Below are 23801 nucleotides of genomic sequence, written 5' to 3' on the forward strand. Positions count from 1 at the left end.
TGATATGACGGCCGCTCGTTACACCATTGTGCCGGAGAAAGAAAAGCAGCTTCGCCGGCAGAGGATCAGCCGCTGGTCGGAGCCGCATCGACCATTTCCAGCGTTTGCGCCGGCGGCTCGGCCGGGATCACGCCGCGAGCAAGGGCGGCGAGGTACTTCGTGTATTCCGTGAACAGGACCCGCAGCACTTCTCTGCTCGTGAGCCAGCTGCCGCTGCCGACGCCCTTGTTGACGACGGGGTAGGGAACGAAATCGATCGCTCCGACCACGCGCTTCATCTCCAGCATCGTGCGCGGCATGTGATAGTTGTTGGTGACCAGGATCGCGCTGGCATAGGCGTGGTCCTTCAACCATTTGGCGCTTTCCTGCGCGTTGCCGATGGTGTCGAGGGCGGCATAGTCGACGTCGACGCAGCATTTGAACAGCGACTTGTCGCCGCCGGTGGCGGCGCGCAGATCGTCCAGATTGGCGTTCGGATGGACGCCGCTGATCAGCAGGCGTTCGCCCTTTCCCGATTTGAGAAGGCCCACAGCGGCCTCCAGGCGCGACTTGCCGCCGGTCACCACGATGACGGCGTCGGCCGTGCCGGGGTCGCTCGGCGTCGCCAACGAACTCACATAATCGGCAAACAAGCCGAAGCCGGCGGCAAAGACGGCGACGCCTGCCAACAGGCTGAGGACGCCAACGCGAATCGAGCGCATCCAACGGCCCCTGCGGGGCGAAGGCTTGCGTGCAACGACCTCACGCTCTGCGCCAGGGCGGTCCAAATCAGCCATGTCGCGTCCGTCCATCATCTTCAGGCTAGCCCGGAATTTTGCCGGCGCATAGTAGCGCTCTCATCTCGTCAACTGGCATCGTGCTGCCGCGCTTCGATGTCGGTCAGATAGGCGATCACCGTGAGGTGCGACGTCAGTGCGGTGATGCCGGCAACAGCGAGCATGACGAAGGCCACGCCGGCATAGCCGCTCACGCCGATCGAGAAATTGCCGAACAGCGCGGTTGCCTGGTCCGCCTCCGGCGTCGCCATGTTCATCGACGACCACCAGGAAAAGGCAATGAACGTAAATACCGCGGCAATCCCACCCGCGACGGCGCCCTTGGCGCCGGTCAGCAGGAAGTGGCGGCGGAACTGAACCGCGATGAAGCGCGCCTCGGCGCCGACGAAATGCAGCACGTCGATGATGTGTCCGGCCCCCGCCATGGCCCCGCGGGTGGCGAATATCACCGTCAACACGGTTGCCGTCAGCATCAGGGCCAGCACCGACATGCCGATGGTGACCATGGTGCGCGCCATGGCGATCAGCCGATCCACCCAGGTGCGGTGATCGTCGAGCGTGGCGGTCGGCAGTTCCGGCGCCAGCCATGTCCGCATCGCGGTGAAGTCGGGCGGGCTTGCCTGGTCGATGGTGATGATGACCAGACGCGGTATCGGCAGCTGGTTGAAGTCGATGTTGGATCCAAGCCAGGGCTCGAGCAGCCTCGCGGTCGCCTTCTGGTCGACGATGCGCACGCCGGTGACGCCCGGGAAGCCGGACGCAATGTCGGCCGCCTTGACGAGGGCTGCGTCCATGTCGAGGCCCTCGGCCGGCTTGATCTGGATGGTGGCCTCGCGGGAGATCTGGGTCTGCCAGTCCGCCGCGGTGTCGCGGATCATGGTTACCGCGCCGAGCGTCAAGCACGAGAGGAAGGTCATGATCGCGATGACCAGCACCAGCGCCTGACCGGCCATGCTCTGGTCGGGGATGATCGAGGCCGGCTTGCGGTGTGCACGCTGGGCGGTCTGAGCGCGCGGTATCTCGGCCGGGACATCAGTCATAGATGTCCAGCCTTCCGGCGGTCAGGATCATGCGGCGCGCGTCGACCTGCTCCATCAAGTGCAGGTCGTGGGTGGCGATCACCACCGCCGTGCCCAGCCGGTTCATCTCGATGAACAGCCGCAGCAGACGGCGCGCCAGGGGCGGATCCACATTGCCGGTGGGCTCGTCCGCCAGCAGGATCTCGGGCTGCTCGATGAGGGCGCGGGCGATCGCCACGCGCTGCTTCTCGCCGCCCGAGAGCACCGGCGGCAGCACATGCATGCGGTCGCCGAGGCCCACCCATTTGAGCAGTTCGGACACGTCGTGACGGTAGCTCGATTCCTCGCGCCCGCGCACGCGCAGGGGCAGGGCGACGTTGTCGAAGGTCGACATGTGGTCGAGCAGTCGGAAATCCTGGAACACGATGCCGATGCGGCGGCGCAGAAGGGGCAGTTCCTGCCGTGTGATGCGCGAGCGGTCCTTTCCGAACATGTTGATGAGGCCGCGCGTCGGCTTCAGGGACATGAAGAGGAGCCGGAGAAGCGAAGTCTTGCCGGCGCCCGAGGGACCGCTCAGGAACTGGAACGAGCGCTCCGGAAGGTCGAAGGAGATGTCACGCAGGATCTCCGGTCCCAAACCGTAGCGCAGGCCGACATTCTCGAACCGGATCACTCTGTCCTACACCCTTTGGATTTTCGGCGCATGGCGCCCATCGAACGACATTTGGGCCAGCATGGTTAACCGAGCGTTAATTTTCGCGGCCGCGCTCCACCCGGTCGGTAAGCGTTAACCAATTTCCTTTACCACCGCCTGGCACCGAGGCCAAAAAGGATGACGCGGCCCGCATGGCTGATTCCGGCAGCGCACGCTCCGTTTCCGGCGAAATGATGACCGCTGGAGGTGCGACCGCCCGTGGTGCGGACGCCCTGAGCGATGTCATCGACGCCGACTATGTCGAGATTGTGCCGGAACCTCGCATGCCCACGCCGCGCGAGGCCGTTGGCGCAATCTCCTCCTTCAATTCCACCGGCATGGCTGTGCTGGAGAGGGGAGCGGCCGCCGCCTCGCCATCCGCCGGAGCGCGCGGAGGTCCGGTGTTCTGGGTCGCGGGAGCGATCGCCGTGTGCGCTGCCTTCTGGATATCGGGCGGTCACGCATTGGTGCGCGAAAACCTCAGTCCGGCAACCCAGGACATATCGCCGAAGCTGCTGATCGGCGACGTGCGCTCGCGTTCGGAAACGGTCGAAGGGACACCTGCGCTGCTCGTCGATGGAGAGGTTCTGAACGAAGGCCGGGCTTCAGGCGAAATGCCCAGCCTGGCGATCCGCGTGACCTCGATGGACAGCGGGGTGACGACCTACTTGTTGGGAACATCGCGTCAGCCTTTGGCGCCTGGTGCGAAATACCGCTTTTCTAGCCGCCTGGACATGCCTAAGGACGGGGTGAAGACCGTTACGGTCGCCTTCGACGAGTAGGATGCGTGTCATGCCAGTTGTCCGCGGCAAGGAAATCGAGGTTCTGTATTCCGCCTCGGCCATCGCCCGCCGTAACCTCGAACTGGCGAAGGAGATCGCCGCACATGAGTATCACGACCTTCTGGTCATCTCTGTGCTCAAGGGATCGTTCATCTTCGCCGCCGACCTGATCCGCGCCATGCACGACGTCGGCCTGTCGCCAGAGGTGGAGTTCATCTTCATCTCAAGTTACGGCGCCGGCACCACGAGTGGGGAAGTGCGCGTGCTGCGCGACATCGACAACGATGTGGCGGGGCGCGACGTGCTGCTGATCGACGACATTCTCGAATCCGGCAAGACGCTCTCTTTTGCGCGCGAGCTCATGCTGTCGCGCGGCGCCAAGAGCTGCTCGCTCGCAGTGCTGCTCGACAAGCGGATGCGCCGGCAGGCCAAGATCGATGCCGATTTCGTCGGCTTCGACTGCCCCGACTATTTCGTCGTCGGCTACGGCATGGACGTCGCCCATGCGTTCCGGGAGCTTCCCTTCGTCGGCGTGGTGAAGAGCTAGCCAGCGGAATGCGGGCATTCATTCCGCCGTCCAGGGTCGTAGAGCGCGAGTTCGTCAGCCGTTGGACGCTGGAAACGTTCCGACCATCGCAGACGCTCAGGCCTGCTGATCTCGAACGCGCCAAACGGCCGATCCTTGTTGCGCCGCCAAATGCGTTTCCAGAGCCCGTCGAGGGAGGGCGCCGAGATGCGCGTCGATCCAGGGTTAACGTCCATGGGGCTGGTGAGGCGTCCCTATCGCCCCTCATCTAGCCGGCTGCCGCAGCGTTAAGGAATCGCTTCAGGGAACATCAAGGATTCGCCGCCAAGGTCGCGCCATGGCGAAGATCCTTATTGTCGAAGACGACGACTCGGTGCGCACGCTGGCCGCCCGGGCGCTCCAACGAAACGGATACGAGGTCGAGGTGGCCGTCGACGGCGGCAGCGGCCTCGACTGTATACGGGCGGCCGAGGGAAGCTATGACCTGGTCGTCTCGGACGTACGGATGCCGGGGATGGACGGCATCGAGATGGCGCGCGCGGCGGCTGCCTCCTATCCCGCGCTGAAGCTGATGCTGATGACAGGATACGCGGACCAGCGCGAGCGCTGCGAGTCCCTGCGGGGCGTGGTCCGGGACGTGCTGCAGAAGCCTTTCTCGCTGGCGGATCTGCGCGAGCGCGTCGAGCATCTCCTGGCGGAAGCCGTCGAGCCGGCAGCCTGACCACCGCCCATCGCGGCAGCGGCAGGCATTCTGACGACTGCAGCTTCGCTGCTCTATCTGCTTGTGAACCGCATTTTTGCGACGCTAGACGAGCCCGTCTGGCTGCGAAATGCGCAGCGACGTCAGCCGACGATGCGGTCGCCGTAGTGCCGAGTGATGGCGTCCGGCGGCCGCTGGTCCGCAGGCAGCGTCTCGGGGAAGTATGTCGGCGCGCCGTGCCGCTTGCCGAACATAATGTCGAACTGCAGGAAGCGGAAATCCCGGATGATCGGGGCGACCGACTTGGCGCGTGACCACTCCGGCGTCGCTGCGTCGTCGGCGCCGATCAGCATGCTGCGCTCGACCACCCGGTACTGCTCGCGAACCTTCCCAAGGAAATCCGTGTAGTAGGGATGCTGGATGCCGGCGGCCTTAAAAATCTCCAGCGGCAGGAAGGCGGGGCTGATCGAGCCTGTCTCGGCGGAGCCGGCGCGATTCGACCAGACGACCAGCGGCGTCTCGCGGTGCAGCGCCATTTTCTCGGCGGATTCCTTGCGGTCCGGCACCGGATTCTTGAGGAACCCGGTGTCGACATAGGCAGGCCCGAGCGGTGGCAGGTGGTCGCCGAAGAAGGCGATAACCGTCGGACGATCGCGGTTCGACGCCCATTCGATCAGTTGCTCCAGGCCTTTGTCGGCGTCCGAGGCGCCTTCCGCATAGGTGAGGATCGAGCCGCGGGCCCAGGGGCCGCCGATGGTGCTCACCGTGTGGGTCGCGGCCGCGTAGCGATTCGGCTCATAGGGACCATGGCTTTGCAGGCTGACGGCGAAGATGAAGAACGGATCGGTCTTGGCCTCGGCTTCCCTGATGATCTCATCGGTAAGCGCCGCGTCGGAGACCAGCTGCCCGCGCTTTGCCATGGGCGGCAGCGTCTCCGAGGAGAGGAAGTCGGTAAAGCCGAACGCCTTGTAGACGGGCTTGCGGTTCCAGAACCAGCCCTCGAAAGGATGGATGGCGAGCGTGTCGTAGCCCTGGCTCTTCAGGAAGGTCGCCATCGACGGCAGCGAGTCGCGCACATACTGCTGATAGGGGATGCTTCCGTAAGGCAGGAAGGCGTTGGAGAAGCCGGTCAGCGCCTCGAACTCGACGTTGGCCGTCATACCGCCGAACTCCGGCGAAAAGACGTGACCGGACTGCAGCCGGCGCGCATTCGCGATCGGGTCCGGAGTGATCATGGTGCCCGGCAGCCGCGACGGATCCCAGAAGGATTCGCTCATCACCACGATGATGTCGGGGCGGTCGAGCGGAACCGAAGCGGCCGTCGCGGGCTGCGGCGCCGCCGCGATGGCGGCCTGCGAATAGCCGCTCGGGGCCGAGACCTTGGCCATCGGGACGTTGAGCGCGAAGGCGAGCGCGAAGCCGTTGTGCGCGTAGTTTTCCTTCTGGTCCCACATTATGGGGAAGATCTGAAGGCGGTCTCGCGCCCACGAGAAGGTCGCGTAGTCCATGATCGACACGAAGAAGGCCAGCGCCGGCAACGCCACCGCCAGTCTGATGATGCGATCGCCCTTTGAAAGGCGCGGGAACTTGCGCCGCCAGAAACGCCACGCGAAGAAAAGCGCGGCGCTCGCGACGACCATGGAGAGCACCAGGCCGACCGCTGTCCACGGCCTGTCGGCGACGAGCAGGGGCATCAGTTCCACGATCTGCCTGGCGTATAGGAAATCGGTCGGGTAGAGCGGATCGCCGAGATAATAGGCCTTCTGGTGCCCGGTGAAGGCGAGGACCATGAACACCGGCGCAAGCACCAGCAATCCCTGATGCGCGCGACCGAGAAGCGCGTCGAGGCCGAGAAAAAGCAGGCAGAAGATGACGACGGTCGTCCAGCCCGGCCGATAGGGCTGCAGGAAGAAGCCGAGCGCACCGCCCGCAGAACCACGCGCGACCAGTTCAATCGTGAAGGTGAGGACGAGCGCGATCAGGAAGGTGACGGAGACGGTCTGCACGGCGCGCGCCAGGCGCTGCCGCCGTGAGGGCGTCAACTCCGGAACAGCCGAATTTACCGACGCCACGGCGCCGCTTGCGGTCAATGCACTCAAAACACATCCTCATTGCGGCGCGCGCGCGTGTCACGCATCTGTCATCGAACCGTCATCAAAGCTAGGGCTCGCGGCCAAATTGTGAAGAGCGCCGCGACTTTCGCTACGCCGTATAGGGGGCTGGGGATAAAGCTGGGGAGGCGGGGCCGACCGGCCTTTGGCCTCAGCGCATGTCGAGCAGGCGCTCGAGATAGTCGCGCTCGAGCGCGGGGCTGAGCGCGTTGCCCAGGCGTTTGCGGATGGCTTCGAGGATCTGGCGGGCCCGCTGGACGTCGATCTCGTCGGGCACCTTGACGGAGTCTCCGAAATCGGGGCCGGTGGTGGCGCGCGGGCGGCCGAGCGGATCGCGATCGGCATTCTGCTGCCGTCCGCCCTGTTCGCTGCCGCCCTGGTCGCCCTGCATGGCCTGCATCATCTGCTGCATCATGTCCTGGGCGCCCCGGCGCAAAGCTTCAAGGGCGCGCCCCTGCTCGCCGACGGCGCGTTCGTCCTCGCCCTCGCCAAGCGAACCTTCGGCTTCGCCCATCGCCTCGCCGGCGTCGCCGAACCCTTCGCCCGGCTGGACGCCGAGACCTTCGAGGTCCTTCATCAGCCCCTGCAGGTCCTTCTGGAGTTGACCCTGGCCCTCCTGCAACTGCTTCAGCGCCTCGGCAAATTCCTCAGGAGTCATGCCGGGGCCGTCCTGCGGCTGGCCTTCGCCGTTCTCGCCCGCCTGGGGCTCGCCGCCCTGTTCGCCGGGATCGCCGCGCTGCTGCCTGTCCCTCTGCTGCTGCCCGAGCCCGAAGGTCTCGTTCATGGTCTGCTGCTGGCGACGCATGATGTCGCCCAGCCGATCCATCTGCTTCTTCATCTCGCCGGACTGGCCGTCCTGCTGGCGTTGCTGCTGGCGGCGGCCGGCCTGGAGATTGTTCATCAGGTTCTGGAGCTCGGAAAGGAGCTGTTGCGCCTGGTCGCGGTTGCCCGACTTGGCGAGGTTCTCGATCTGGTCCAGCATACGCTGCAGATCGCTCTCGCGCAGTTGCTGGCCGTTCTGGGGCAGCTGCTCGGCGAGGTTCGGATCCTGCTGCGCGCGTTCGGCGAATTCGCGCAGGAATTCATCCATCGCCTCGCGCAGTTCCTTCATGAGCTGATCGATCTCTTCATCGCTGGCGCCATTCTCCAGCGCCTGCTTGAGATTCTCCTGGGCCTGGCGCAGCCGCTTTTCCGCAGCCGAAAGATCGCCGTCCTCGATGGTCAGCGCCATCTGCCAGAGATAGTCGGCCGCCTCGCGCAGCTGGTCGTCGCTCTGGGCGAGCTTCAGCCGCGTCATGCCCGCCATGATGCCGAGATAGTGGGAGAGATTGTCGAACGTGTCCTCCGGGCGCAGCGTGATGGCGTCCATCAGGCCACGCACGTCAGCCTTGCGGTTGGCGTCGAGCGCGAGCATCCGACGCTGCTCCACTACCGCTTTCGCCAGCGGATTGGTGAAGGGACGCGCCGGCAGGATGATGCGCTTGGTCTCGCTGGTCGCCTCCTGACCGGCGTCGTCGACGGCCTTGAGCGTCAGGGTCACCGGCAGGCCGGCCCAGGCATGCTCGGTCAGGTCCCGCGAAGCCTTGGCGGCCTTGGCCTCTGCGCCGCGCCGCGGAAGCGCCAGCGGCAGGTCCGGCGCCTCGTAGAGCGGACGCGCATTGGACGCGGAGGGATCGATCAGCTTGAACTCTGCCTCGGCGGACGCGGCGCCATAGTCGTCGGCGATCTCGTAGTTCAACTCGAGCGTGCCGTTGACCGCCCGCTTCGGCTCGCCGACGAACGTGATCGTCGGGGGGCTGTCGGGCACGATCTTGAACGCCCAGCTCCTCAGCTCGGCATCGCCGGATTTGAGAACCAGCGTTCCGTCCATGGTCAGCTTGCCGGCGAACTGCCGCGATGCGCTCGCGCTCTGGACCACGGGCGGCGCGGCATCGGGCGCAGCGACCTTGGGAGCGATGTCATGGAAGACGCCGTTCGCCTCCACGAAGGCCAGTGTCTCGTCGCCGGCGCCGCCGGTGACGCGCAGGGCGACGTCGCTGCCTTCCGGCACGGTAAAGGTTGCGCCCGGCTGTGCGGCATCCGCTGTCAGGAAGATCGGGGCCTTGCGGGTGTAGGCAGGCGGCGTCACCCAGGCGTCGATGCGGGCGGGCAGAGAGTCGACGCTGGCATGGGCGCGGAAGCCGTCGTCCAGGCGGCCGCCCAGGGGGCCGAAGGAGAACGCGAACGCGGCGAGGAGAAGGAGGGGAACGGCGGCGCGCAGACCCCACGGGTCCCGCTCGGGTACTCGCGGCCGCGGCAGATCGCCCGACAGATCCCTCAGCCTTGCGGCCATGCGGCGCTGGTGCTCGCGCCAGAGCGCCTCGCCAAACCCCGTCTCGCGACCGCTCAGCCGGTCGCCCTGAACGGTCACAGGCGTGTGCAGCAGGCGGTTCGAACTTTCGATGCGGCGGTCGATCTCCGTCGCCGATGGCCGTCTGAAGTAGCGCAGGGGATAGACCGCGCCCAACACGGCGATGCCGAACAGCGCGAGGACGGCGAGCCGCATCACGTCGGGCATCAGCCGGAACAGTCCGAACCAGGATATCGCGAGGAAGAGGCCGCCGACAATCAGCAGGGGCAGGAGCAGCGGCCAGAGGCGCTCGACATGGATCGCCGTCCAGGTGCCGAGGCGAGCCCAACGGAGCCGTCCGTTCCGGCTGTTGGTGGCGCTCGCAGTCGTCGGTTCCTTCATCCGCCCTTTCCGGGTGGGGCGGCAATTCCTGCCGCCGCCTTACAAACCTGAACAATAGCAACAATCGCGGCAAAGGCGAGGCAGTTGCGAAAACGTGATGGGCCGACAGCGCACGGGCCGGGAACCGTTCAGCGTCGTGACTGGTTCAAACTCCGGGATGCGCGTGCGAGGCGCCAGGTAAAGCTCTCCGGCTACGCCAGCCAGTCCGGCAGCGAATCAAGACCGATGAGGTCTTCATAGGTGCCGCGCGGCCGGATCACGTGGAAGCGGTCGCCGTCGACAAGCACTTCCGGGATCAGGAGTCGCGTGTTGTAGGTCCCTGCCTGCACCGCGCCGTAGGCGCCTGCCGTGCCGACCGCGATCAGGTCGCCGGGTTTCATGCGCGGCAGGTCGCGGTCCTGACCCAGATAGTCGCCTGTTTCGCAGACGGGCCCGACGATGTCGGCGGTCATGCGCGGCGCATCGGGCGCGGCCTGCACGACGGGCCTGATCTCGTGGAAGGCGTCGTAGAGCGTCGGTCGAATCAGGTCGTTCATCGCCGCGTCGACGATGACGAAGTTTTTCGCCTCGCCTTCCTTCACGTAGATCACCTCGGAGACCAGGATGCCGGCGTTGCCGACGATCATGCGGCCGGGCTCGAAGATGACCTTCATGCCTAGATTCGCGACATGCTTGCGGGCGATCGCCGCATAGGCGTCGGGCAGGGGAGGCGGGTTGTTGTCGGTGCGGTAGGGGATGCCGAGCCCGCCGCCGAGGTCGATGTGCCTGATGTCGTGGCCGTCGGCCTTGAGAGCTCCGACCAATTCGGCTAGCAGCGCATAGGCGTCGTCGAAGGGCTGCAGGTCGGTGATCTGGCTGCCGATGTGCGTGTCGACGCCCGATACCTTGATCCCAGGCAGTTTTGCAGCACGCGCGTAGACCTGGCGGGCCTTCTGCAGCGGGATGCCGAACTTGTTCTCGGCCTTGCCCGTGGAGATCTTCTTGTGAGTCTTGGCATCCACGTCGGGATTGATGCGCAGCGAGACCGAGGCTGTCTTGCCGAGTGCGGCTGCGCGCGCCGAGAGAAGTTCGAGTTCCGGCTCCGATTCCACGTTGAAGCACAAGATGTCGGCGTTCAGCGCAAAATCCATCTCGCGGGCGGTCTTGCCGACGCCCGAGAAGACGATCTTCTTCGGCGGAACGCCGGCGGCCAGCGCCCTCCGCAACTCGCCTTCCGAAACCACGTCGGCGCCTGCGCCGAGCTTCGCCAGCGTCCTGATGACGGCCTGGTTGGAGTTGGCCTTCAGCGCGTAGCAGACCAGGATGTCGGCGTTCTCGAAGGCCCTGCTGAAGACGCCGAAATGGCGTGTGAGCGTGGCCGTCGAATAGCAATAGAACGGTGTCCCGACCGCGGCGGCGATCTCCGGGACGGGCACATCTTCGGCGTACAGCACGCCATCGCGGTATTCGAAGTGGTTCATGGCATTCGGAGGTCTGAAAGATACGGAAGTCCGTTCGGCCTGGGCCGGGCGGCAGTGCTAGTCGATCAGCCTGTCGAGGATGAACGGTTTGTCGGCGACCGGTTTTTCCGGCGCTGGCGGCACGGGCTGCCCGGCCTTTTCGGCCTCACGCCGCGCCTCCAGCTGCGCCTCGTAGGGCGTGATCAGGTCTGACTTGCGGCCGCAGGCGGCAAGCCCGAACGCGGCGATGAGAACAGCGGATAGAACGAAGCGCGAAGCGGTCATGCCAAGGGAGTCCCGTCGGAAGATGTGACGCTCTTAGCCGAGATCGGGAAAGAATGCATCATCGCTCGGACGCCGGTCGTGCGACATCCGCACCTTCTTGCGGCGGACGTGGACCGCGCGGCATCCGTTGATAAGGTGGTTCCCGGCATATCGGAGGGCTTTTAGATGACTGCGACAGGGTCGATCGAGGCGATCACGACCGCGCTTCGGGACGAGGCGGGCATCAGGGCCCTCTTCCTGAGCGGCAGTCGCGGATACGCGCTGGATGATGCCTACAGCGACATCGACTTCCTGGCGGTTGCCGTCGACGGGCCGACAGACCGCTTTTCGGCGCTTTGGCGCGATGCAGTGGGCCGGACCGGCGAGATCGTCCTCTGGTGGGATAGGCAGGTGAAGCCCATGCTGATCAACGCCATCACCGATGCTTGGGTGCGCGTCGACGTCCTTATCGTGAAACCGGACCAGGTGGCCGGGCACGCGCGCGACGGGCTCAGGGTGCTGTTCGACCGCGACGGCATCTTCGACCGGCTGCCCGCATCGCTGGGCCCGGCTGTTCCCAACCCGCCCCGCCTGAAATGGCAAATCGAGGAGTTTGTCCGGATCGTCGGCCTGCTGCCGCTGGCGATGGGCAGGCAGGAATACCTGAACTCGGTCACCGGCGCCTTTTACCTGCGCAACTTGCTGATCGACCTTTTTATCGAGGAAACTGGCGCGCCGAACAGGGGCGGTGCGCTCCATCTCAACCGGCTGATCACGGAGGAGCAGAAGGAGCTGCTGCGTGCGCTGCCGCCCTTCCTCCCGACGCGCGACGCCATGCTGGCGGCCTACCTTGAACATGCGGCCATCTACCTGCCGCGGGCCCGCAGGCTGGCGACGAAACTCGGCGTGGAGTGGCCTGAGCGGTTCGAAGCGGCAACCCGGGCACACCTCGGCCGGGAACTGGCGATCGAGTTGCCGGCCTCGCGCTTATGAGGGGCAGGCGGGAGCCGTGCGGCTAAGCCTTGGCCAGCCGCTTCTGCCAGTAGCGGATCTGCCGGCGCACCTCGGCCGGTGCGGTGCCGCCGAAAGACTTGCGGCTCTTCACCGAGTTCTGGACAGCGAGCACCGAAAACACGTCGTCGGTGATGCCGTCGTGGATCGACTTCAGGTCGTCCAGGCTGAGCTTTTCCAGGCCGACCTTCTTCTGCTCGGCAAGCGCCACGGCGCGGCCGGTGACATGGTGCGCCTCGCGGAAGGGCAGGCCGAGCGTGCGCACCAGCCAGTCGGCGAGGTCGGTGGCAGTGGAATAGCCGGAGCCGGCAGCCTTCTTCATGGCCGGCTCGTTCACGGTCATGTCGCCCACCATTCCGGTCATGGCGGCGAGCATGAGATCGAGCGTCTCGGCGGCGTCGAAGACGGCCTCCTTGTCCTCCTGCATATCCTTCGAATAGGTCAGCGGCAGGCCCTTCATGACGGTGAGCAGCCCAATCAGATGGCCGTTCACGCGGCCGGTCTTGGCCCGCACCAGTTCGGCGGCGTCCGGGTTCTTTTTCTGCGGCATGATCGAGGAGCCGGTCGAGAACGAATCGGACAGCCGGACGAAGGCGAATTGCGGCGTCGACCAGATGACGATCTCTTCCGCCAGCCGCGACAGGTGGGTGGCGCAGATCGCCGCTGTCGACAGGAACTCCAGCGCGTAATCGCGGTCGGAGACGCTGTCGAGCGAGTTGCGGGTGGGCTCCCGAAAGCCGAGCGCCTTCGCGGTCATGTGCCGGTCGATCGGGAAGCCGGTGCCGGCCAGCGCGGCGGCGCCCAGCGGGCTCTCGTCCATGCGCTCGATGGCGTCGCGCACGCGGCTGAGGTCGCGCGCGAACATCTCCACGTAGGCCATGCAATGATGGCCGAAGGTCACCGGCTGCGCGGTCTGCAGATGGGTGAAACCCGGCATCACGGTTGCGGCATGCTCTTCCGCGCGGCGCAGGAACACGGCGATCAGACCCTTGAGGGCGACCGCGACGCGGTTGAACTCGTCCTTGACCCAGAGGCGGAAATCGACCGCGACCTGGTCGTTGCGCGAGCGCGCGGTGTGCAGGCGTCCGGCGGCCGGTCCGATCAGTTCGGCAAGTCGCGCCTCGACGTTCATGTGGATGTCTTCGAGGCGGGTCGAGAAGGTGAACTTGCCGTCCTCGATCTCTTTCAAAATCGTGTTCAGCCCGTGAGCGATTTTCTCTTGATCCGCCTTCGAAATGATGGAGGTTTCGGCCAGCATCTCGGCATGCGCGAGCGATCCTCTGATGTCCTGGCCGTAAAGCTTCCTGTCGAAGCCGATGGAGGCATTGATCGCTTCCATGATTGCTGACGGGCCCGCGGCGAAACGGCCACCCCACATCTGGTTGCTGGTCTTGGCGTCGCTCATCGTGGTAACCGGAAGGCTGGAGAACAAGAAGAATGGCCGACCCGAAGAAACTCTTGCCCGCCCCGAAACTGATCGTGGCAGCCGCGGTGGCAGGCATCCTGGCCGGTGCGGTGGCGGTATATGTCACCGAGCCGCGCTCTGGCAACCCGACTGCATCGGCTGGCGAGGCCGTCGTCGATGCCGGCGACAACAAGTGCGCCGCCAGGGCGGACCTTGCCAAGGCGGTGGCCGCGTCGGCAAAGGGCGATGTGGCGGCGATGCTTCCGGCCGATCCCCCGCAATCGCTGAAGACGCTGGCGTTCAACGGACCGGACGATGCGCCGATGACGCTCGCGGACCGGACCGGAAAAACCTTGCTCATCAATCTGTGGGCGACCTGGTGCGCCCCATGCCGCGAGGAGATGCCTGCCCTCGACGCACTGCAGAAGGACATGGGCGGCGACGAATTCGAGGTGGTGGCGATCAACGTCGATACCGGCGACGACACGAAGCCCAAGAAGTTCCTGGAGGAGATCAAGGTGCAGTCGCTGGCCTCCTACCGCGACAACACCATGGACATCTTCAACGAGTTGAAGACCCGCGGACTGGCGCTCGGGCTGCCCGTCACGCTCCTCATCGACGAGGACGGGTGCCTGCTGGCGAACATGAATGGACCGGCGCACTGGTCGGGGCCCGACGCCAAGGCGTTCCTGACGGCGGCGATGGGCGAGACGTCCGAAGCGCCGACTAACTAAAAGCAAGAAACGCTTTTCACCAGCCTGCAACAAATCGGTTGTCGGGCTGTCATATTCCGCCGATACTCCCGTTCGCGAACCTACCTCGCCAATGAATAAACGGGAGAAAACGATGAAATTCCAGGGCTTTGCGGTCGGTATGGCTGCGACCTTCACCTTGCTCTCGGCGTCTGCGTCCTATGCGGCAACCGAGATTTCATGGTGGCATGCGATGACCGGCGCCAACAACGAGGTCGTTGAGCAGCTTTCGAAGGAATTCAACGAAAGCCAGAGCGACTACAAGATCACGCCTGTCTTCAAGGGCACCTATCCCGAGACGCTCAACGCCGGCATCGCCGCCTTCCGCGCGGGCCAGGCTCCGCACATCATGCAGGTCTTCGACGCCGGCACCGGCACCATGATGGCCGCGGAGCAGGCGATCAAGCCGGTGGCCGACGTGATCTCCATGGGCGGCTCCGCCTTCGACAAGAGCCAGTACCTGTCGGGCATCGTCGCCTATTACTCCAAGCCCGACGGCACCATGCTGTCCTTCCCGTACAACTCGTCGTCGCCGATCCTCTACTACAACAAGGACATCTTCCAGAAGGCCGGGCTCGACGTCGACAACCCGCCGAAGACCTGGGGCGAGGTCTTCGAGGCAGCCAAGAAGATCAAGTCGAGCGGCGCCGCTCCCTGCGGCTTCACCTCGACCTGGCTGACCTGGATCCACACCGAGAACTTCGCGGCCTGGAACAACCAACAGTGGGGCACCAACGAGAACGGCATCGCCGCCCTTGACGTCGAACTCAAGGTCAATTCGCCGGTCTTCGTAAAGCACTTCCAGGCGCTGGCGGACCTCGCCAAGGACGGCACCTTCAAGTACGGCGGCCGCACCTCCGAGGCCAAGCAGATCTTCCTCGCCGGCGAATGCGGCATCTTCACCGAATCGTCCGGCGGTCTCGGCGACATCGTGAAGTCCGGCATGAACTACGGCACCGGCAGCCTGCCCTACGATGCGGACGTGCAGGGCGCCCCGCAGAACACCATCCCCGGCGGCGCCAGCCTCTGGGTCTTCGGCGGCAAGTCCGACGAGGAGTACAAGGGCGTGGCCGCGTTCTTCAACTTCCTGTCGCAGACCGACATCCAGGCCCGCCTGCATCAGGTCTCCGGCTATCTTCCGGTGACGATGGCGGCCTACGAGAAGACCAAAGCCGACGGCTTCTACGAGAAGAACCCGGCGCGCGAGATCCCGATCAAGCAGATGATGGGCAAGGCTCCGACGGAGAATTCCAAGGGCGTTCGCCTCGCCAACCTGCCGCAGGTGCGCGACATCATGAACGAGGAGTACGAGAAGATGCTGGCCGGCGACCAGACCGCCCAGCAGGCGCTCGACAACATCGTTTCGCGCGGCAACGCCGCCATCAAGGAAGCGATCGGGAACTGATCCCGGCGTCGCGGGCGGCTCCCTCCCCCTTGAGGGGAGGGTGGCCGCGAAGCGGCCGGGTGGGGTGGCAGCGGCAGTGCGCCAGCCTTTCTCCTTCAGCGTCGTAATGGAGGTTCCTTCTTTGGCTACCCCCTCCGCCGCCTTCGGCGGCACCTCCCCCTCAAGGGGGGAGGACAGGCGATGACACCCCGCATCGTCTTCCCCAACAAGCTTCTGCCCTACCTGCTGGTCGCGCCGCAGCTCGCCATCACGCTGGTGTTCTTCTACTGGCCGGCCAGCCAGGCGATCCGTCAGTCGATGCTCCGGGAGGATCCATTCGGGCTGCGGTCGAAATTCGTGTGGTTCGCCAATTTCGAGAAGGTTCTAGCGGACCCGAACTATCTGAATTCCGTCAAGGTGACGGTAGTCTTCTCCGTCTCGACGGCCTTCGTCGCCATGTCGGTTGCGCTGCTGCTTGCGGTCATGGCTGATCGCGTGGTGCGCGGCAAAGGCTTCTATCGCACCCTGATGATCTGGCCCTATGCAGTCGCGCCGGCGATTGCCGGCATGTTCTGGCTGTTCCTGTTCAACCCGTCGATCGGCACGCTGGCCGTGGCGCTGCGCTGGCTCGGCGTGGCGTGGGACCCGTTGCTCAACGGCAACCAGGCCATGGTGCTGGTCGTCGCCGCCGCGGCGTGGAAGCAGATCAGCTACAACTTCCTGTTCTTCGTCGCGGGGCTGCAGGCGATCCCCAAGACGCTCATCGAGGCCGCCGCGATCGACGGCGCCGGCGAAACGAAGCGCTTCTGGACCATCGTCTTCCCGCTGCTGGCGCCGACGACCTTCTTTCTGCTCGTCATCAACACGACCTATGCCTTCTTCGACACCTTCGGCATCATCCACGCCGTCACCGGCGGCGGTCCCGGCAAGGCGACCGAGACGCTGGTCTACAAGGTCTACAGCGACGGCGCCCTCAACCAGCTCCTCGGCGACTCGGCCGCCCAGTCGGTCATCCTCATGGCCATCGTGATCGCGCTGACGGCCGTGCAGTTCCGCTACGTGGAGAGGAAGGTGCACTATGGGTAGCGCCAGGGTTTTCTCCTCCCTTGAGGGGGAGATGCCCGCGAAGCGGGCAGAGGGGGGCACCTCAGACGCCACCTCCCCCTCGAGGGGGGAGGAAACGCCCCGCGCTGCCGGACCTACCCCACCCGGCGAGCTTCGCCCGCCGACCTCCCCTCAAGGGGGAGGTGAACCATGATCGGCCAGTCCCGCATCCGCGGCGTCGTCGCCCACATCGTGCTGATCCTGGGCATCCTGATCGTCGCGTTCCCGATCTATTACACCTTCGTCGCCTCGACCCACACGCTGCAGACCATCCTGCGTCCGCCGCTGCCGCTGGTGCCCGGGCGCGAGTTCTTCGCCAACTACTACGAAGCGCTGTTCGGCGGCGTCGGCCGCATCGGCGGCGTCAACGTCTGGACGCTGCTGTTCAACACGACCGTGATGGCGTTCGCCATCGCCATCGGCAAGATCGTCATCTCGATCCTGTCCGCCTACGCGATCGTGTTCTTCCGCTTCCCGTTCCGGATGACCTTTTTCTGGCTGATCTTCATCACGCTGATGCTGCCGGTCGAGGTGCGCATCATGCCGACCTACAAGGTGATGGTCGATCTCGGCCTGATCGACACCTATACCGGCCTGACCCTGCCGCTGATGGCCTCGGCCACGGCCACGCTGCTCTTCCGCCAGTTCTTCCTCACCATCCCCGGCGAACTCGTGGAGGCGGCGCGCATCGACGGCGCCGGCCCGTGGCGCTTCTTCCGGGACATCCTGCTGCCGCTGTCGCGCACCAACATCGCGGCGCTGTTCGTCATCCTCTTCATCTACGGCTGGACGCAGTATCTCTGGCCGCTGCTGATGACCAACCGCAACGACATGAACACCATCGTCATCGCACTGAAGAAGATGGTGTCCTTCGCCGACGCGGACACCGAATGGCACCTCGTCATGGTCACCGCCATGCTCGCCATCGTACCGCCCATCGTCGTGGTCGTCCTAATGCAGCGCTGGTTCGTGCGCGGGCTGATCGAGACGGAGAAGTGAAGGTGCTCACTATTCAGCCACGCCCCCTCCACCGCCTTCGGCGGTTCCCCTCCCCCGTAAACGGGGGAGGGGGACCACGCGAAGCGTGGTGGAGGGGGCGTATGGCCCACGCGTCGGTAGAATGTGGTTCGGGTGAATAGATGGCCACCGTTGATCTGAACAACGTCCAGAAGACCTATGCCGGCAATGTGCATGCCGTGAAGGGCGTCTCCATCGCCATTCCGGACGGGTCGCTGTGCGTCCTGGTTGGCCCCTCGGGCTGCGGCAAGTCCACGCTGCTGCGCATGATCGCGGGACTGGAATCCATCACGGAAGGCTCGGTCTCCATCGACGGCAAGGTGGTCAATGACGTCGGACCGGCCGAGCGCGACATCGCCATGGTGTTCCAGAACTACGCGCTCTACCCGCACATGAACGTCTACGACAACATGGCCTACGGCTTGCGCAACCGCGGCACGCCGAAGGACGAGATCGATCGGCGCGTGCGCGAGACGGCCAAGACGCTGGAACTGGCGCACCTCCTGGAGAGGCGGCCGCGCGAGCTCTCCGGCGGCCAGCGCCAGCGCGTCGCCATGGGGCGCGCCATCGTGCGCAACCCGAAGGTCTTCCTGTTCGACGAGCCGCTGTCCAACCTCGACGCCAAGCTGCGCGGCCAGATGCGGGTCGAGATCAAGAACCTGCAGCGGTCGCTCGACGTCACCAGCGTCTACGTCACTCACGACCAGCTCGAGGCGATGACGCTCGCCGATACGCTGGTGGTGATGAATGCCGGCGTGGTCGAGCAGGCCGGCGCGCCGCTCGACATCTACGAGAAGCCGGCCTCGACATTCGTGGCGAGTTTCATTGGCGCGCCGCCGATGAACCTGCTGCCGGCCGACGGGGCAGGGCTACCGCCGGCGGCGGCGGGCGCCGCAACGCTCGGTTTCCGGCCCGAGGACGCCGTGATCGGCGGGCCCGAGGCAGACGGCGCGCTGACGCTTGAGGCCACTGTCGAAGGCGTCGAGCCGGTCGGCGCGGAGAGCTTCCTCTACTGCATGGCGGGTGGCGAGAGGCTGGTGGTGCGCGTCCCGGGCCGCTCGGCCGCAAATCCCGGCGACCGGCTCACCATCGGCGCCCAGCCAGGCAAGCTGCACTGGTTCGACGCTGCCGGTAAACGGATAGGCTAGACGTCCAGCTTCCCGTCCGCGGAAGACATTCCTTCAAAGCGAAAGAGCCCCACTCCGTTCACCGGAATGAGGCTCCTCGTCGAAAAGATCTGGACGTCCGCCTGCCGTGGCCGCAGGTGACGGGCGCGAATTGCGTCTCAGTGGCCGGGGTGCAGCGCGTCGTTCAGGTACATGCAGGTGAGCATGGTGAAGATGTAGGCCTGGATCACCGCCATCAGCAGCTCCAGCGCCGTCAGCGCGATGGTCATCAGGAGCGGCGCGATGGCGCCGACGACCCCGAGCGCGCCGAGGCTGCTCAGGTCCACGATGAAGCCGGCGAAGACTTTCAACGTGATGTGGCCGGCTAGCATGACCGCGAACAGACGCACGGAATGACTGATCGGGCGCGACAGGTAGGAGACGACCTCGATCGGGATGATGATGGGCGCTAGCACCAGGGGAATGCCCGAAGGCAGGAACAGCCGGAAGAAGCCCAGCCCATGCTTGTACAGGCCGTAGAGCGTCACCGTCAGGAACACCAGCATCGCCAGAGAGAAGGTGACGAGGATGTGGCTGGTCACCGTGAAGGCGTAGGGGAACATCCCGATCACGTTGGCGAACAGGATGAACATGAACAGCGAGAAGACCAGCGGGAAGAAGCGCATTCCTTGCTCGCCGGCATTGTCACTCAATGTCTTGGCGACGAATTCGTAGAGGAGTTCGGCGCTCGACTGCCAGCGGCCGGGAACCAGCGCGCGGCCCGAGGTCGAGAACAGGAGGAACATGCCCGCGGACACCACGGTCAGCACCATATAGGCGGACGAGTTGGTGAAGCTCAGCTCAACGCCGCCGATCTCGGCAAGCGCCAAGAGCGGCTTGATTTCGAATTGTTCGATAGGTCCGGCCACGGCGATCCCCTAGGTTGGTTGGGGTCGTCCCCGGCATAGGCAATGGCACGGGTCGTCCCGTGCTTGGGTTGCGGTTACCGGAGACGCCGCCACTTTTCAAGCCCGGAAGCGGCCTCCGTCCGAGGAAGACTTCGGCCAACTCGCATACCAAGAGCGCCGACTTGCCGAAGCGCACCCAAAGGGCTGCCGGAAGCCACGAACAGCGGTCGTCGGCAGAAGGGGGAGGCAGGCCCGCAGTGCGGTTTTCGAAGCCCTCCCGTGTGCGGCAACGGGCGCTTTGGGGGCGTTGACGGCTGTCCAGGCTTGTCGTTTCTGCGAAGATCGGACGCGCTCAATGCCTGCCGATGGGCTATGCGCTTCCGGACAGGTCGCGTGTCCTGCGCGGAACGCTGGCGCTCTCCGCCAGGGTCCTGCGAATGGTGCAGAGGCTACAGGCGACGCCAGTGGTGGTGGCGGCCAAAGCTTAGCGGGTCGGGACCGGATGCTCTCCGCGATAGTCGTAGAAACCGCGGCCGGCCTTGCGGCCCAGCCAGCCGGCCTCGACATATTTGACCAGGAGCGGGCAGGGTCGGTACTTGGAATCCGACAGGCCGTCATGCAGCACCTGCATGATCGACAGGCAGGTATCCAGGCCGATGAAGTCGGCGAGCTGCAGCGGCCCCATCGGATGGTTGGCGCCGAGCCGCATCGCGGTGTCGATAGCCTCGACCGTGCCGACGCCCTCGTAGAGCGTGTAGATCGCCTCGTTGATCATCGGCAGCAGGATGCGGTTGACGATGAAGGCCGGAAAATCCTCGGCCACGGTGACGGTCTTGTCGAGGCTGGTAACGAATGCCTTGGCGGCCTCGAACGTCGTATCCTCGGTGGCGATGCCGCGCACCAGCTCGACCAGTTTCATTACCGGCACGGGGTTCATGAAGTGGATGCCGATGAACCGCTCCGGCCGATCGGTCTGCGCGGCAAGACGGGTGATGGAGATCGACGAGGTGTTGGTGGCGAGCAGCGCCGTCGGGTTCAGCTTGGGGCAAAGCTGGCCGTAGATCTTGCGCTTGATCGTCTCGTCCTCGGTCGCCGCCTCGATGACGAGGTCCGCGCCGGCGAGCCCTTCCATGTCGGCGACGCCGCTGATGCGCGCGAGAGCCTGCTGGCGCACTGCGTCCTCAAGCTTGCCCGAGGAGACCTGGCGGGCCATGTTGCCGCTGATGGTCGCGATGCCGTTTTCGATGCGGTCCGAAGAGATGTCGAAGAGCAGGACCTTGTAACCCGCCATCGCCGCCACATGCGCGATGCCGCCGCCCATCTGGCCGGCCCCGACAATGCCCACCGTCTCGATCTTCATCTGCTCACACATCCCGTCAGGGCGCTTCCGCCCAGGTATTGTGCGGCGCACACTAGGAGAGCCGTGACACTTCGTCTACCCCGGCGCGGGCAATTTTGCGCGCCGCTTGCGCCAATGTCAAAGCGAGTGTTGCGCCTAGCCGCCTCGTCGCGCACGAAGATACTCGGATGCGGCCGATATCCGCATTGATAGTAGGCAGCGCCGCTCCGAAGGGGTATGCCGGATCAGGTCGCGCCACGCACGCTACGCTGGGCGCCCGGCCTCGCAGGGAAGACGAGAATTGCTCCAAAGAAGCCCCACGCTCGCTCCGTTCCAGCATCAGAACTTCCGCACCTTGTGGAGCGCCACGCTCATTTCGAACCTGGGCGGTCTCGTGCAGGCGGTGGGAGCCGGCTGGCTGATGACCACCATCACGGACTCCAAGAGCATGGTGGCGCTGGTGCAGGGCGCGACGACGCTGCCGATCATGCTGTTCTCGCTGGCGAGCGGGGCCCTGGCCGACAATTTCGACCGCCGCCGCATCATGCTGACGGCACAGGTCATCATGATGCTCGCGTCCGTGGTCCTGGCGGTCGTTGCCGTGCAGGGGCTGCTGACGCCCTGGCTGATGCTGGGCATCACCTTCGTCATCGGCTGCGGCACCGCGCTGCATAATCCGTCCTGGCAGGCCTCCATGGGGGACATGGTGCCGCGCGAAGACCTGGCAGCGGCCGTCACGCTCAACGCCATGGGCTTCAATCTGATGCGCAGCGTCGGCCCGGCGATCGGCGGCATCATCGTGGCGACCGCGGGAGCGGCGGCTGCCTTCATCCTGAACGCCGTAAGCTATGTCGCGCTGATCGTGGCGCTGTTGCGCTGGAAGCCCGCCTACGCCGTGAGCAAGCTGCCGCGCGAAAGCTTCGGGAGGGCCGTCGCCGCGGGTCTGCGCTACATCGCCATGTCGCCCAACCTGCTGACGGTGATGCTGCGCAGCTTCCTGTTCGGCCTTGCTGCGGTGGCGATCCTCGCCTTGCTGCCGCTCGTGGCGAGCGAACTCCTTGTCGGCGGCGCGTTGACCTACGGCAGTCTGCTCGGCAGCTTCGGCATAGGCGCGATCGGTGGCGGGCTGCTCAACTCCAGCTTGCGCGAGCGGCTGAGCAACGAAACCATCGTGCGGCTGGCGAGCCTCGGCTTTGCGGCGAGCTGCGTGCTGCTGGCGTTCAGCAGAGAGGTATGGCTCAGCCACCTCCTGCTCCTGCCGGTCGGCGCGTGCTGGGTGCTGGCGCTGTCGCTGTTCAACGTCACCGTGCAGCTGTCGACGCCGCGCTGGGTGGTCGGGCGGGCGCTGTCGCTCTACCAGACCGCGACCTTCGGCGGCATGGCGGCCGGCAGCTGGCTATGGGGCGCGGTCGCCGACGTCCACGGCGCGAGCCTGGCCCTGGTCGGCTCTGGCGTCGTACTGGTTCTGGCTGCGGTCGTGGGCCTATGGTTCCGGCTGCCCGAGTTTAGTTCCCTCAACCTCAATCCGCTCGATCAGTTCAGGGAGCCCGAACTCAGGCTCGACCTCAAGGCGCGCAGCGGACCGATCATGATCATGGTCGACTTCAGGATCGCGCAGGAGGATGTGCCTGCATTCCTCACCGCGATGGCGGACCGCCGGCGCATTCGCATCCGCGACGGCGCGAGGCAATGGGTACTGCTGCGCGATCTCGAGAATCCGGAGATCTGGACGGAGAGCTACCATGTGCCGACCTGGGTCGAATATGTGCGCCATAACCAGCGCCGCACCCATGCGGACGCCGAGGTTACCCAGCGCCTGCTCAAGCTCCACCGCGGTCCCGAAAGTCCGCGCGTCCACCGCATGATCGAGCGGCAGACGGTGCCGCTCCAGGACGACATGCCGCTCAAGGAGACGCCTGAGATTCATTAGGCATCTTGCTGCTGACGGAATCGCCTGGCGTCGCACACATGCGGCTAAGAACCGATCGAGCAGCGAACTTGCTCTCGTCAGAATGGCCTACGCTCTAGGCGGCCTCCGCGGCCGGGGCGTAGTGCAGGATGACGACACCCGACTTGAGGGTCCTGGTCTGCAGATGCTTCAGGGGTATCCGGTTCGGGCTACCCTTGAAGAGCGGCGTGCCTCTCCCGAGGATGACGGGATTGATCCCGAGGCGATACTCGTCGATCAGGCCATGCTCCATCAGGGTCGCCGTGAAATCGGCGCTGCCGAACACGAAGATGTCTCCGCCGTCGCTGGCCTTCAACTTGGGGACTTCTTCCGCGACATTGCGGTTGAAGAGCTTGGTGTTATTCCAGTGGGGGCTCTTCTGCGTCCGCGAGAAGACCACCTTCTCGATGCCGTTCATGAAGTCCGCGATCCAGCCTTGCGCGGACGGCCAATAGGCGGCCATCATCTCGTAGGTCGCGCGGCCGAAGATCAGGGTGTCGGCCTGTTGCTGGGTCTCACGAATATAGTTCTCGAGTTCTTCCTCGAAGGCAAACCAGCTGATGTCCCTGTCGGGACCTTCAAAGAAGCCGTCGACGGTCACCATGTCCCATATGATCAGCTTTCTCATGAAACACTCCTCCTCGTGTATCTCTTCGTGAATTCTCGGCCCTATGCCGCGAAGCGCATGCTCGCGCTTTGTCCCCGCATTCCCGGTGACAAGCGGTCGCCGCCGTCGATGAGGACGGACGCGACATGGATGAAGGACCTCGTCCGCAAGCCCGCTT

21 protein-coding genes are annotated in these 23801 nt (G+C 65.1%); 10 read left to right on the plus strand and 11 right to left on the minus strand.

Features of this window, described 5'->3' with window-relative positions; translation table 11 throughout:
• Positions 1-65: 65 nt before the first annotated feature.
• From PD284_RS07795 to ftsE, 3 genes are all read right to left on the minus strand, one after another.
• Positions 66-701 (minus strand): YdcF family protein, encoded by a 636-nt coding sequence (locus tag PD284_RS07795; protein WP_274627646.1) that lies wholly within the window; start codon positions 699-701, stop codon positions 66-68.
• A gap of 143 nt (positions 702-844) precedes the next feature.
• Entirely contained in the window at positions 845-1816 is a 972-nt protein-coding gene (locus tag PD284_RS07800) for a cell division protein FtsX (RefSeq protein WP_274627647.1), read from the minus strand.
• Complete coding sequence (gene ftsE / locus PD284_RS07805) at positions 1809-2468, minus strand: cell division ATP-binding protein FtsE (protein ID WP_274627648.1); 660 nt, start codon at positions 2466-2468, stop codon at positions 1809-1811. Before ftsE ends, PD284_RS07800 begins: the two co-directional genes overlap by 8 nt.
• Positions 2469-2641: 173 nt before the next feature.
• Here ftsE and PD284_RS07810 point away from each other — a divergent pair, with 173 nt between their 5' ends.
• The 3 genes from PD284_RS07810 to PD284_RS07820 all read left to right on the plus strand — a co-directional run bounded on the left by PD284_RS07810 (position 2642) and on the right by PD284_RS07820 (position 4518).
• Entirely contained in the window at positions 2642-3271 is a 630-nt protein-coding gene (locus tag PD284_RS07810; protein ID WP_274627649.1) for a hypothetical protein, read from the plus strand.
• Positions 3272-3281: 10 nt separating this feature from the next.
• Positions 3282-3818 (plus strand): hypoxanthine phosphoribosyltransferase, encoded by a 537-nt coding sequence (hpt, locus tag PD284_RS07815; protein WP_274627650.1) that lies wholly within the window; start codon positions 3282-3284, stop codon positions 3816-3818.
• A gap of 316 nt (positions 3819-4134) precedes the next feature.
• On the plus strand, positions 4135-4518 hold the full coding sequence (locus tag PD284_RS07820; protein ID WP_274627651.1) for a response regulator: 384 nt from the start codon (positions 4135-4137) through the stop codon (positions 4516-4518).
• A gap of 122 nt (positions 4519-4640) precedes the next feature.
• Here the strand turns inward: PD284_RS07820 and PD284_RS07825 are convergent, their stop codons facing one another.
• From PD284_RS07825 to PD284_RS07840, 4 genes are all read right to left on the minus strand, one after another.
• On the minus strand, positions 4641-6539 hold the full coding sequence (locus tag PD284_RS07825) for an LTA synthase family protein (RefSeq protein WP_274630566.1): 1899 nt from the start codon (positions 6537-6539) through the stop codon (positions 4641-4643).
• 220 nt (positions 6540-6759) lie between these two features.
• Positions 6760-9339, minus strand: a complete 2580-nt coding sequence (locus PD284_RS07830; RefSeq protein ID WP_274627652.1) for a TIGR02302 family protein — start codon at positions 9337-9339, stop codon at positions 6760-6762.
• 191 nt (positions 9340-9530) lie between these two features.
• Positions 9531-10799 carry a diaminopimelate decarboxylase gene (lysA, locus tag PD284_RS07835; RefSeq protein ID WP_274627653.1) on the minus strand — a complete coding sequence of 423 codons (1269 nt, stop codon included), beginning with the start codon at positions 10797-10799 and terminating at the stop codon, positions 9531-9533.
• A gap of 57 nt (positions 10800-10856) precedes the next feature.
• A complete protein-coding gene (locus tag PD284_RS07840; protein ID WP_274627654.1) occupies positions 10857-11063 on the minus strand; it encodes a lipoprotein in 207 nt (68 codons plus the stop codon).
• Positions 11064-11228: 165 nt separating this feature from the next.
• Here PD284_RS07840 and PD284_RS07845 point away from each other — a divergent pair, with 165 nt between their 5' ends.
• Entirely contained in the window at positions 11229-12035 is an 807-nt protein-coding gene (locus PD284_RS07845) for a hypothetical protein (protein ID WP_274627655.1), read from the plus strand.
• Positions 12036-12057: 22 nt separating this feature from the next.
• Here the strand turns inward: PD284_RS07845 and argH are convergent, their stop codons facing one another.
• The gene (gene argH, locus PD284_RS07850) at positions 12058-13458 is read right to left on the minus strand and encodes an argininosuccinate lyase (protein WP_274627656.1); all 1401 of its coding nucleotides are present in this window, start codon (positions 13456-13458) and stop codon (positions 12058-12060) included.
• Positions 13459-13490: 32 nt separating this feature from the next.
• Here argH and tlpA point away from each other — a divergent pair, with 32 nt between their 5' ends.
• The 5 genes from tlpA (at position 13491) to ugpC (ending at position 18863) form a co-directional block, all read left to right on the plus strand.
• Entirely contained in the window at positions 13491-14192 is a 702-nt protein-coding gene (tlpA, locus tag PD284_RS07855; protein WP_274627657.1) for a thiol:disulfide interchange protein TlpA, read from the plus strand.
• A 112-nt stretch (positions 14193-14304) separates the two neighbouring features.
• Complete coding sequence (gene ugpB / locus PD284_RS07860; RefSeq protein WP_274627658.1) at positions 14305-15615, plus strand: sn-glycerol-3-phosphate ABC transporter substrate-binding protein UgpB; 1311 nt, start codon at positions 14305-14307, stop codon at positions 15613-15615.
• Between the two features lie 180 nt (positions 15616-15795).
• Positions 15796-16680 carry a sn-glycerol-3-phosphate ABC transporter permease UgpA gene (gene ugpA / locus PD284_RS07865; protein WP_274627659.1) on the plus strand — a complete coding sequence of 295 codons (885 nt, stop codon included), beginning with the start codon at positions 15796-15798 and terminating at the stop codon, positions 16678-16680.
• Positions 16681-16848: 168 nt separating this feature from the next.
• Positions 16849-17697 carry a sn-glycerol-3-phosphate ABC transporter permease UgpE gene (gene ugpE / locus PD284_RS07870; RefSeq protein WP_274627660.1) on the plus strand — a complete coding sequence of 283 codons (849 nt, stop codon included), beginning with the start codon at positions 16849-16851 and terminating at the stop codon, positions 17695-17697.
• A gap of 140 nt (positions 17698-17837) precedes the next feature.
• Positions 17838-18863: a sn-glycerol-3-phosphate ABC transporter ATP-binding protein UgpC gene (gene ugpC, locus PD284_RS07875; RefSeq protein ID WP_274627661.1), complete on the plus strand. Its 1026-nt coding sequence runs from the start codon at positions 17838-17840 to the stop codon at positions 18861-18863.
• 137 nt (positions 18864-19000) lie between these two features.
• Here ugpC and PD284_RS07880 read toward each other — a convergent pair whose 3' ends face one another.
• Positions 19001-19750: a F0F1 ATP synthase subunit A gene (locus PD284_RS07880; protein ID WP_274627662.1), complete on the minus strand. Its 750-nt coding sequence runs from the start codon at positions 19748-19750 to the stop codon at positions 19001-19003.
• Positions 19751-20213: 463 nt separating this feature from the next.
• Complete coding sequence (locus PD284_RS07885) at positions 20214-21089, minus strand: 3-hydroxybutyryl-CoA dehydrogenase (protein ID WP_274627663.1); 876 nt, start codon at positions 21087-21089, stop codon at positions 20214-20216.
• A gap of 280 nt (positions 21090-21369) precedes the next feature.
• Here PD284_RS07885 and PD284_RS07890 point away from each other — a divergent pair, with 280 nt between their 5' ends.
• Positions 21370-22998, plus strand: coding sequence for an MFS transporter (locus PD284_RS07890; protein ID WP_274627664.1), 1629 nt, complete (start codon positions 21370-21372; stop codon positions 22996-22998).
• Positions 22999-23092: 94 nt separating this feature from the next.
• On the opposite strand, the gene PD284_RS07895 is transcribed toward PD284_RS07890, so the two are convergent.
• The gene (locus PD284_RS07895; RefSeq protein ID WP_274627665.1) at positions 23093-23644 is read right to left on the minus strand and encodes a dihydrofolate reductase family protein; all 552 of its coding nucleotides are present in this window, start codon (positions 23642-23644) and stop codon (positions 23093-23095) included.
• Positions 23645-23801 lie beyond the last annotated feature (157 nt).

It is taken from the genome of Mesorhizobium shangrilense (assembly GCF_028826155.1).
GTDB classification, from domain to species: Bacteria; Pseudomonadota; Alphaproteobacteria; order Rhizobiales; family Rhizobiaceae; genus Arvimicrobium; species Arvimicrobium flavum.

What these genes read in the sequence shown, in the direction of transcription:
- PD284_RS07795 (WP_274627646.1), bottom strand. Translation starts at nt 701, where the DNA reads ATGCGCTCGATTCGCGTTGGCGTCCTCAGCCTGTTGGCAGGCGTCGCC.
- PD284_RS07800 (WP_274627647.1), bottom strand. Translation starts at nt 1,816, where the DNA reads ATGACTGATGTCCCGGCCGAGATACCGCGCGCTCAGACCGCCCAGCGT.
- PD284_RS07810 (WP_274627649.1), top strand. Translation starts at nt 2,642, where the DNA reads ATGGCTGATTCCGGCAGCGCACGCTCCGTTTCCGGCGAAATGATGACC.
- hpt (WP_274627650.1), top strand. Translation starts at nt 3,282, where the DNA reads ATGCCAGTTGTCCGCGGCAAGGAAATCGAGGTTCTGTATTCCGCCTCG.
- PD284_RS07820 (WP_274627651.1), top strand. Translation starts at nt 4,135, where the DNA reads ATGGCGAAGATCCTTATTGTCGAAGACGACGACTCGGTGCGCACGCTG.
- PD284_RS07830 (WP_274627652.1), bottom strand. Translation starts at nt 9,339, where the DNA reads ATGAAGGAACCGACGACTGCGAGCGCCACCAACAGCCGGAACGGACGG.
- lysA (WP_274627653.1), bottom strand. Translation starts at nt 10,799, where the DNA reads ATGAACCACTTCGAATACCGCGATGGCGTGCTGTACGCCGAAGATGTG.
- PD284_RS07840 (WP_274627654.1), bottom strand. Translation starts at nt 11,063, where the DNA reads ATGACCGCTTCGCGCTTCGTTCTATCCGCTGTTCTCATCGCCGCGTTC.
- PD284_RS07845 (WP_274627655.1), top strand. Translation starts at nt 11,229, where the DNA reads ATGACTGCGACAGGGTCGATCGAGGCGATCACGACCGCGCTTCGGGAC.
- argH (WP_274627656.1), bottom strand. Translation starts at nt 13,458, where the DNA reads ATGAGCGACGCCAAGACCAGCAACCAGATGTGGGGTGGCCGTTTCGCC.
- tlpA (WP_274627657.1), top strand. Translation starts at nt 13,491, where the DNA reads ATGGCCGACCCGAAGAAACTCTTGCCCGCCCCGAAACTGATCGTGGCA.
- ugpB (WP_274627658.1), top strand. Translation starts at nt 14,305, where the DNA reads ATGAAATTCCAGGGCTTTGCGGTCGGTATGGCTGCGACCTTCACCTTG.
- ugpA (WP_274627659.1), top strand. Translation starts at nt 15,796, where the DNA reads ATGACACCCCGCATCGTCTTCCCCAACAAGCTTCTGCCCTACCTGCTG.
- ugpE (WP_274627660.1), top strand. Translation starts at nt 16,849, where the DNA reads ATGATCGGCCAGTCCCGCATCCGCGGCGTCGTCGCCCACATCGTGCTG.
- ugpC (WP_274627661.1), top strand. Translation starts at nt 17,838, where the DNA reads ATGGCCACCGTTGATCTGAACAACGTCCAGAAGACCTATGCCGGCAAT.
- PD284_RS07885 (WP_274627663.1), bottom strand. Translation starts at nt 21,089, where the DNA reads ATGAAGATCGAGACGGTGGGCATTGTCGGGGCCGGCCAGATGGGCGGC.
- PD284_RS07895 (WP_274627665.1), bottom strand. Translation starts at nt 23,644, where the DNA reads ATGAGAAAGCTGATCATATGGGACATGGTGACCGTCGACGGCTTCTTT.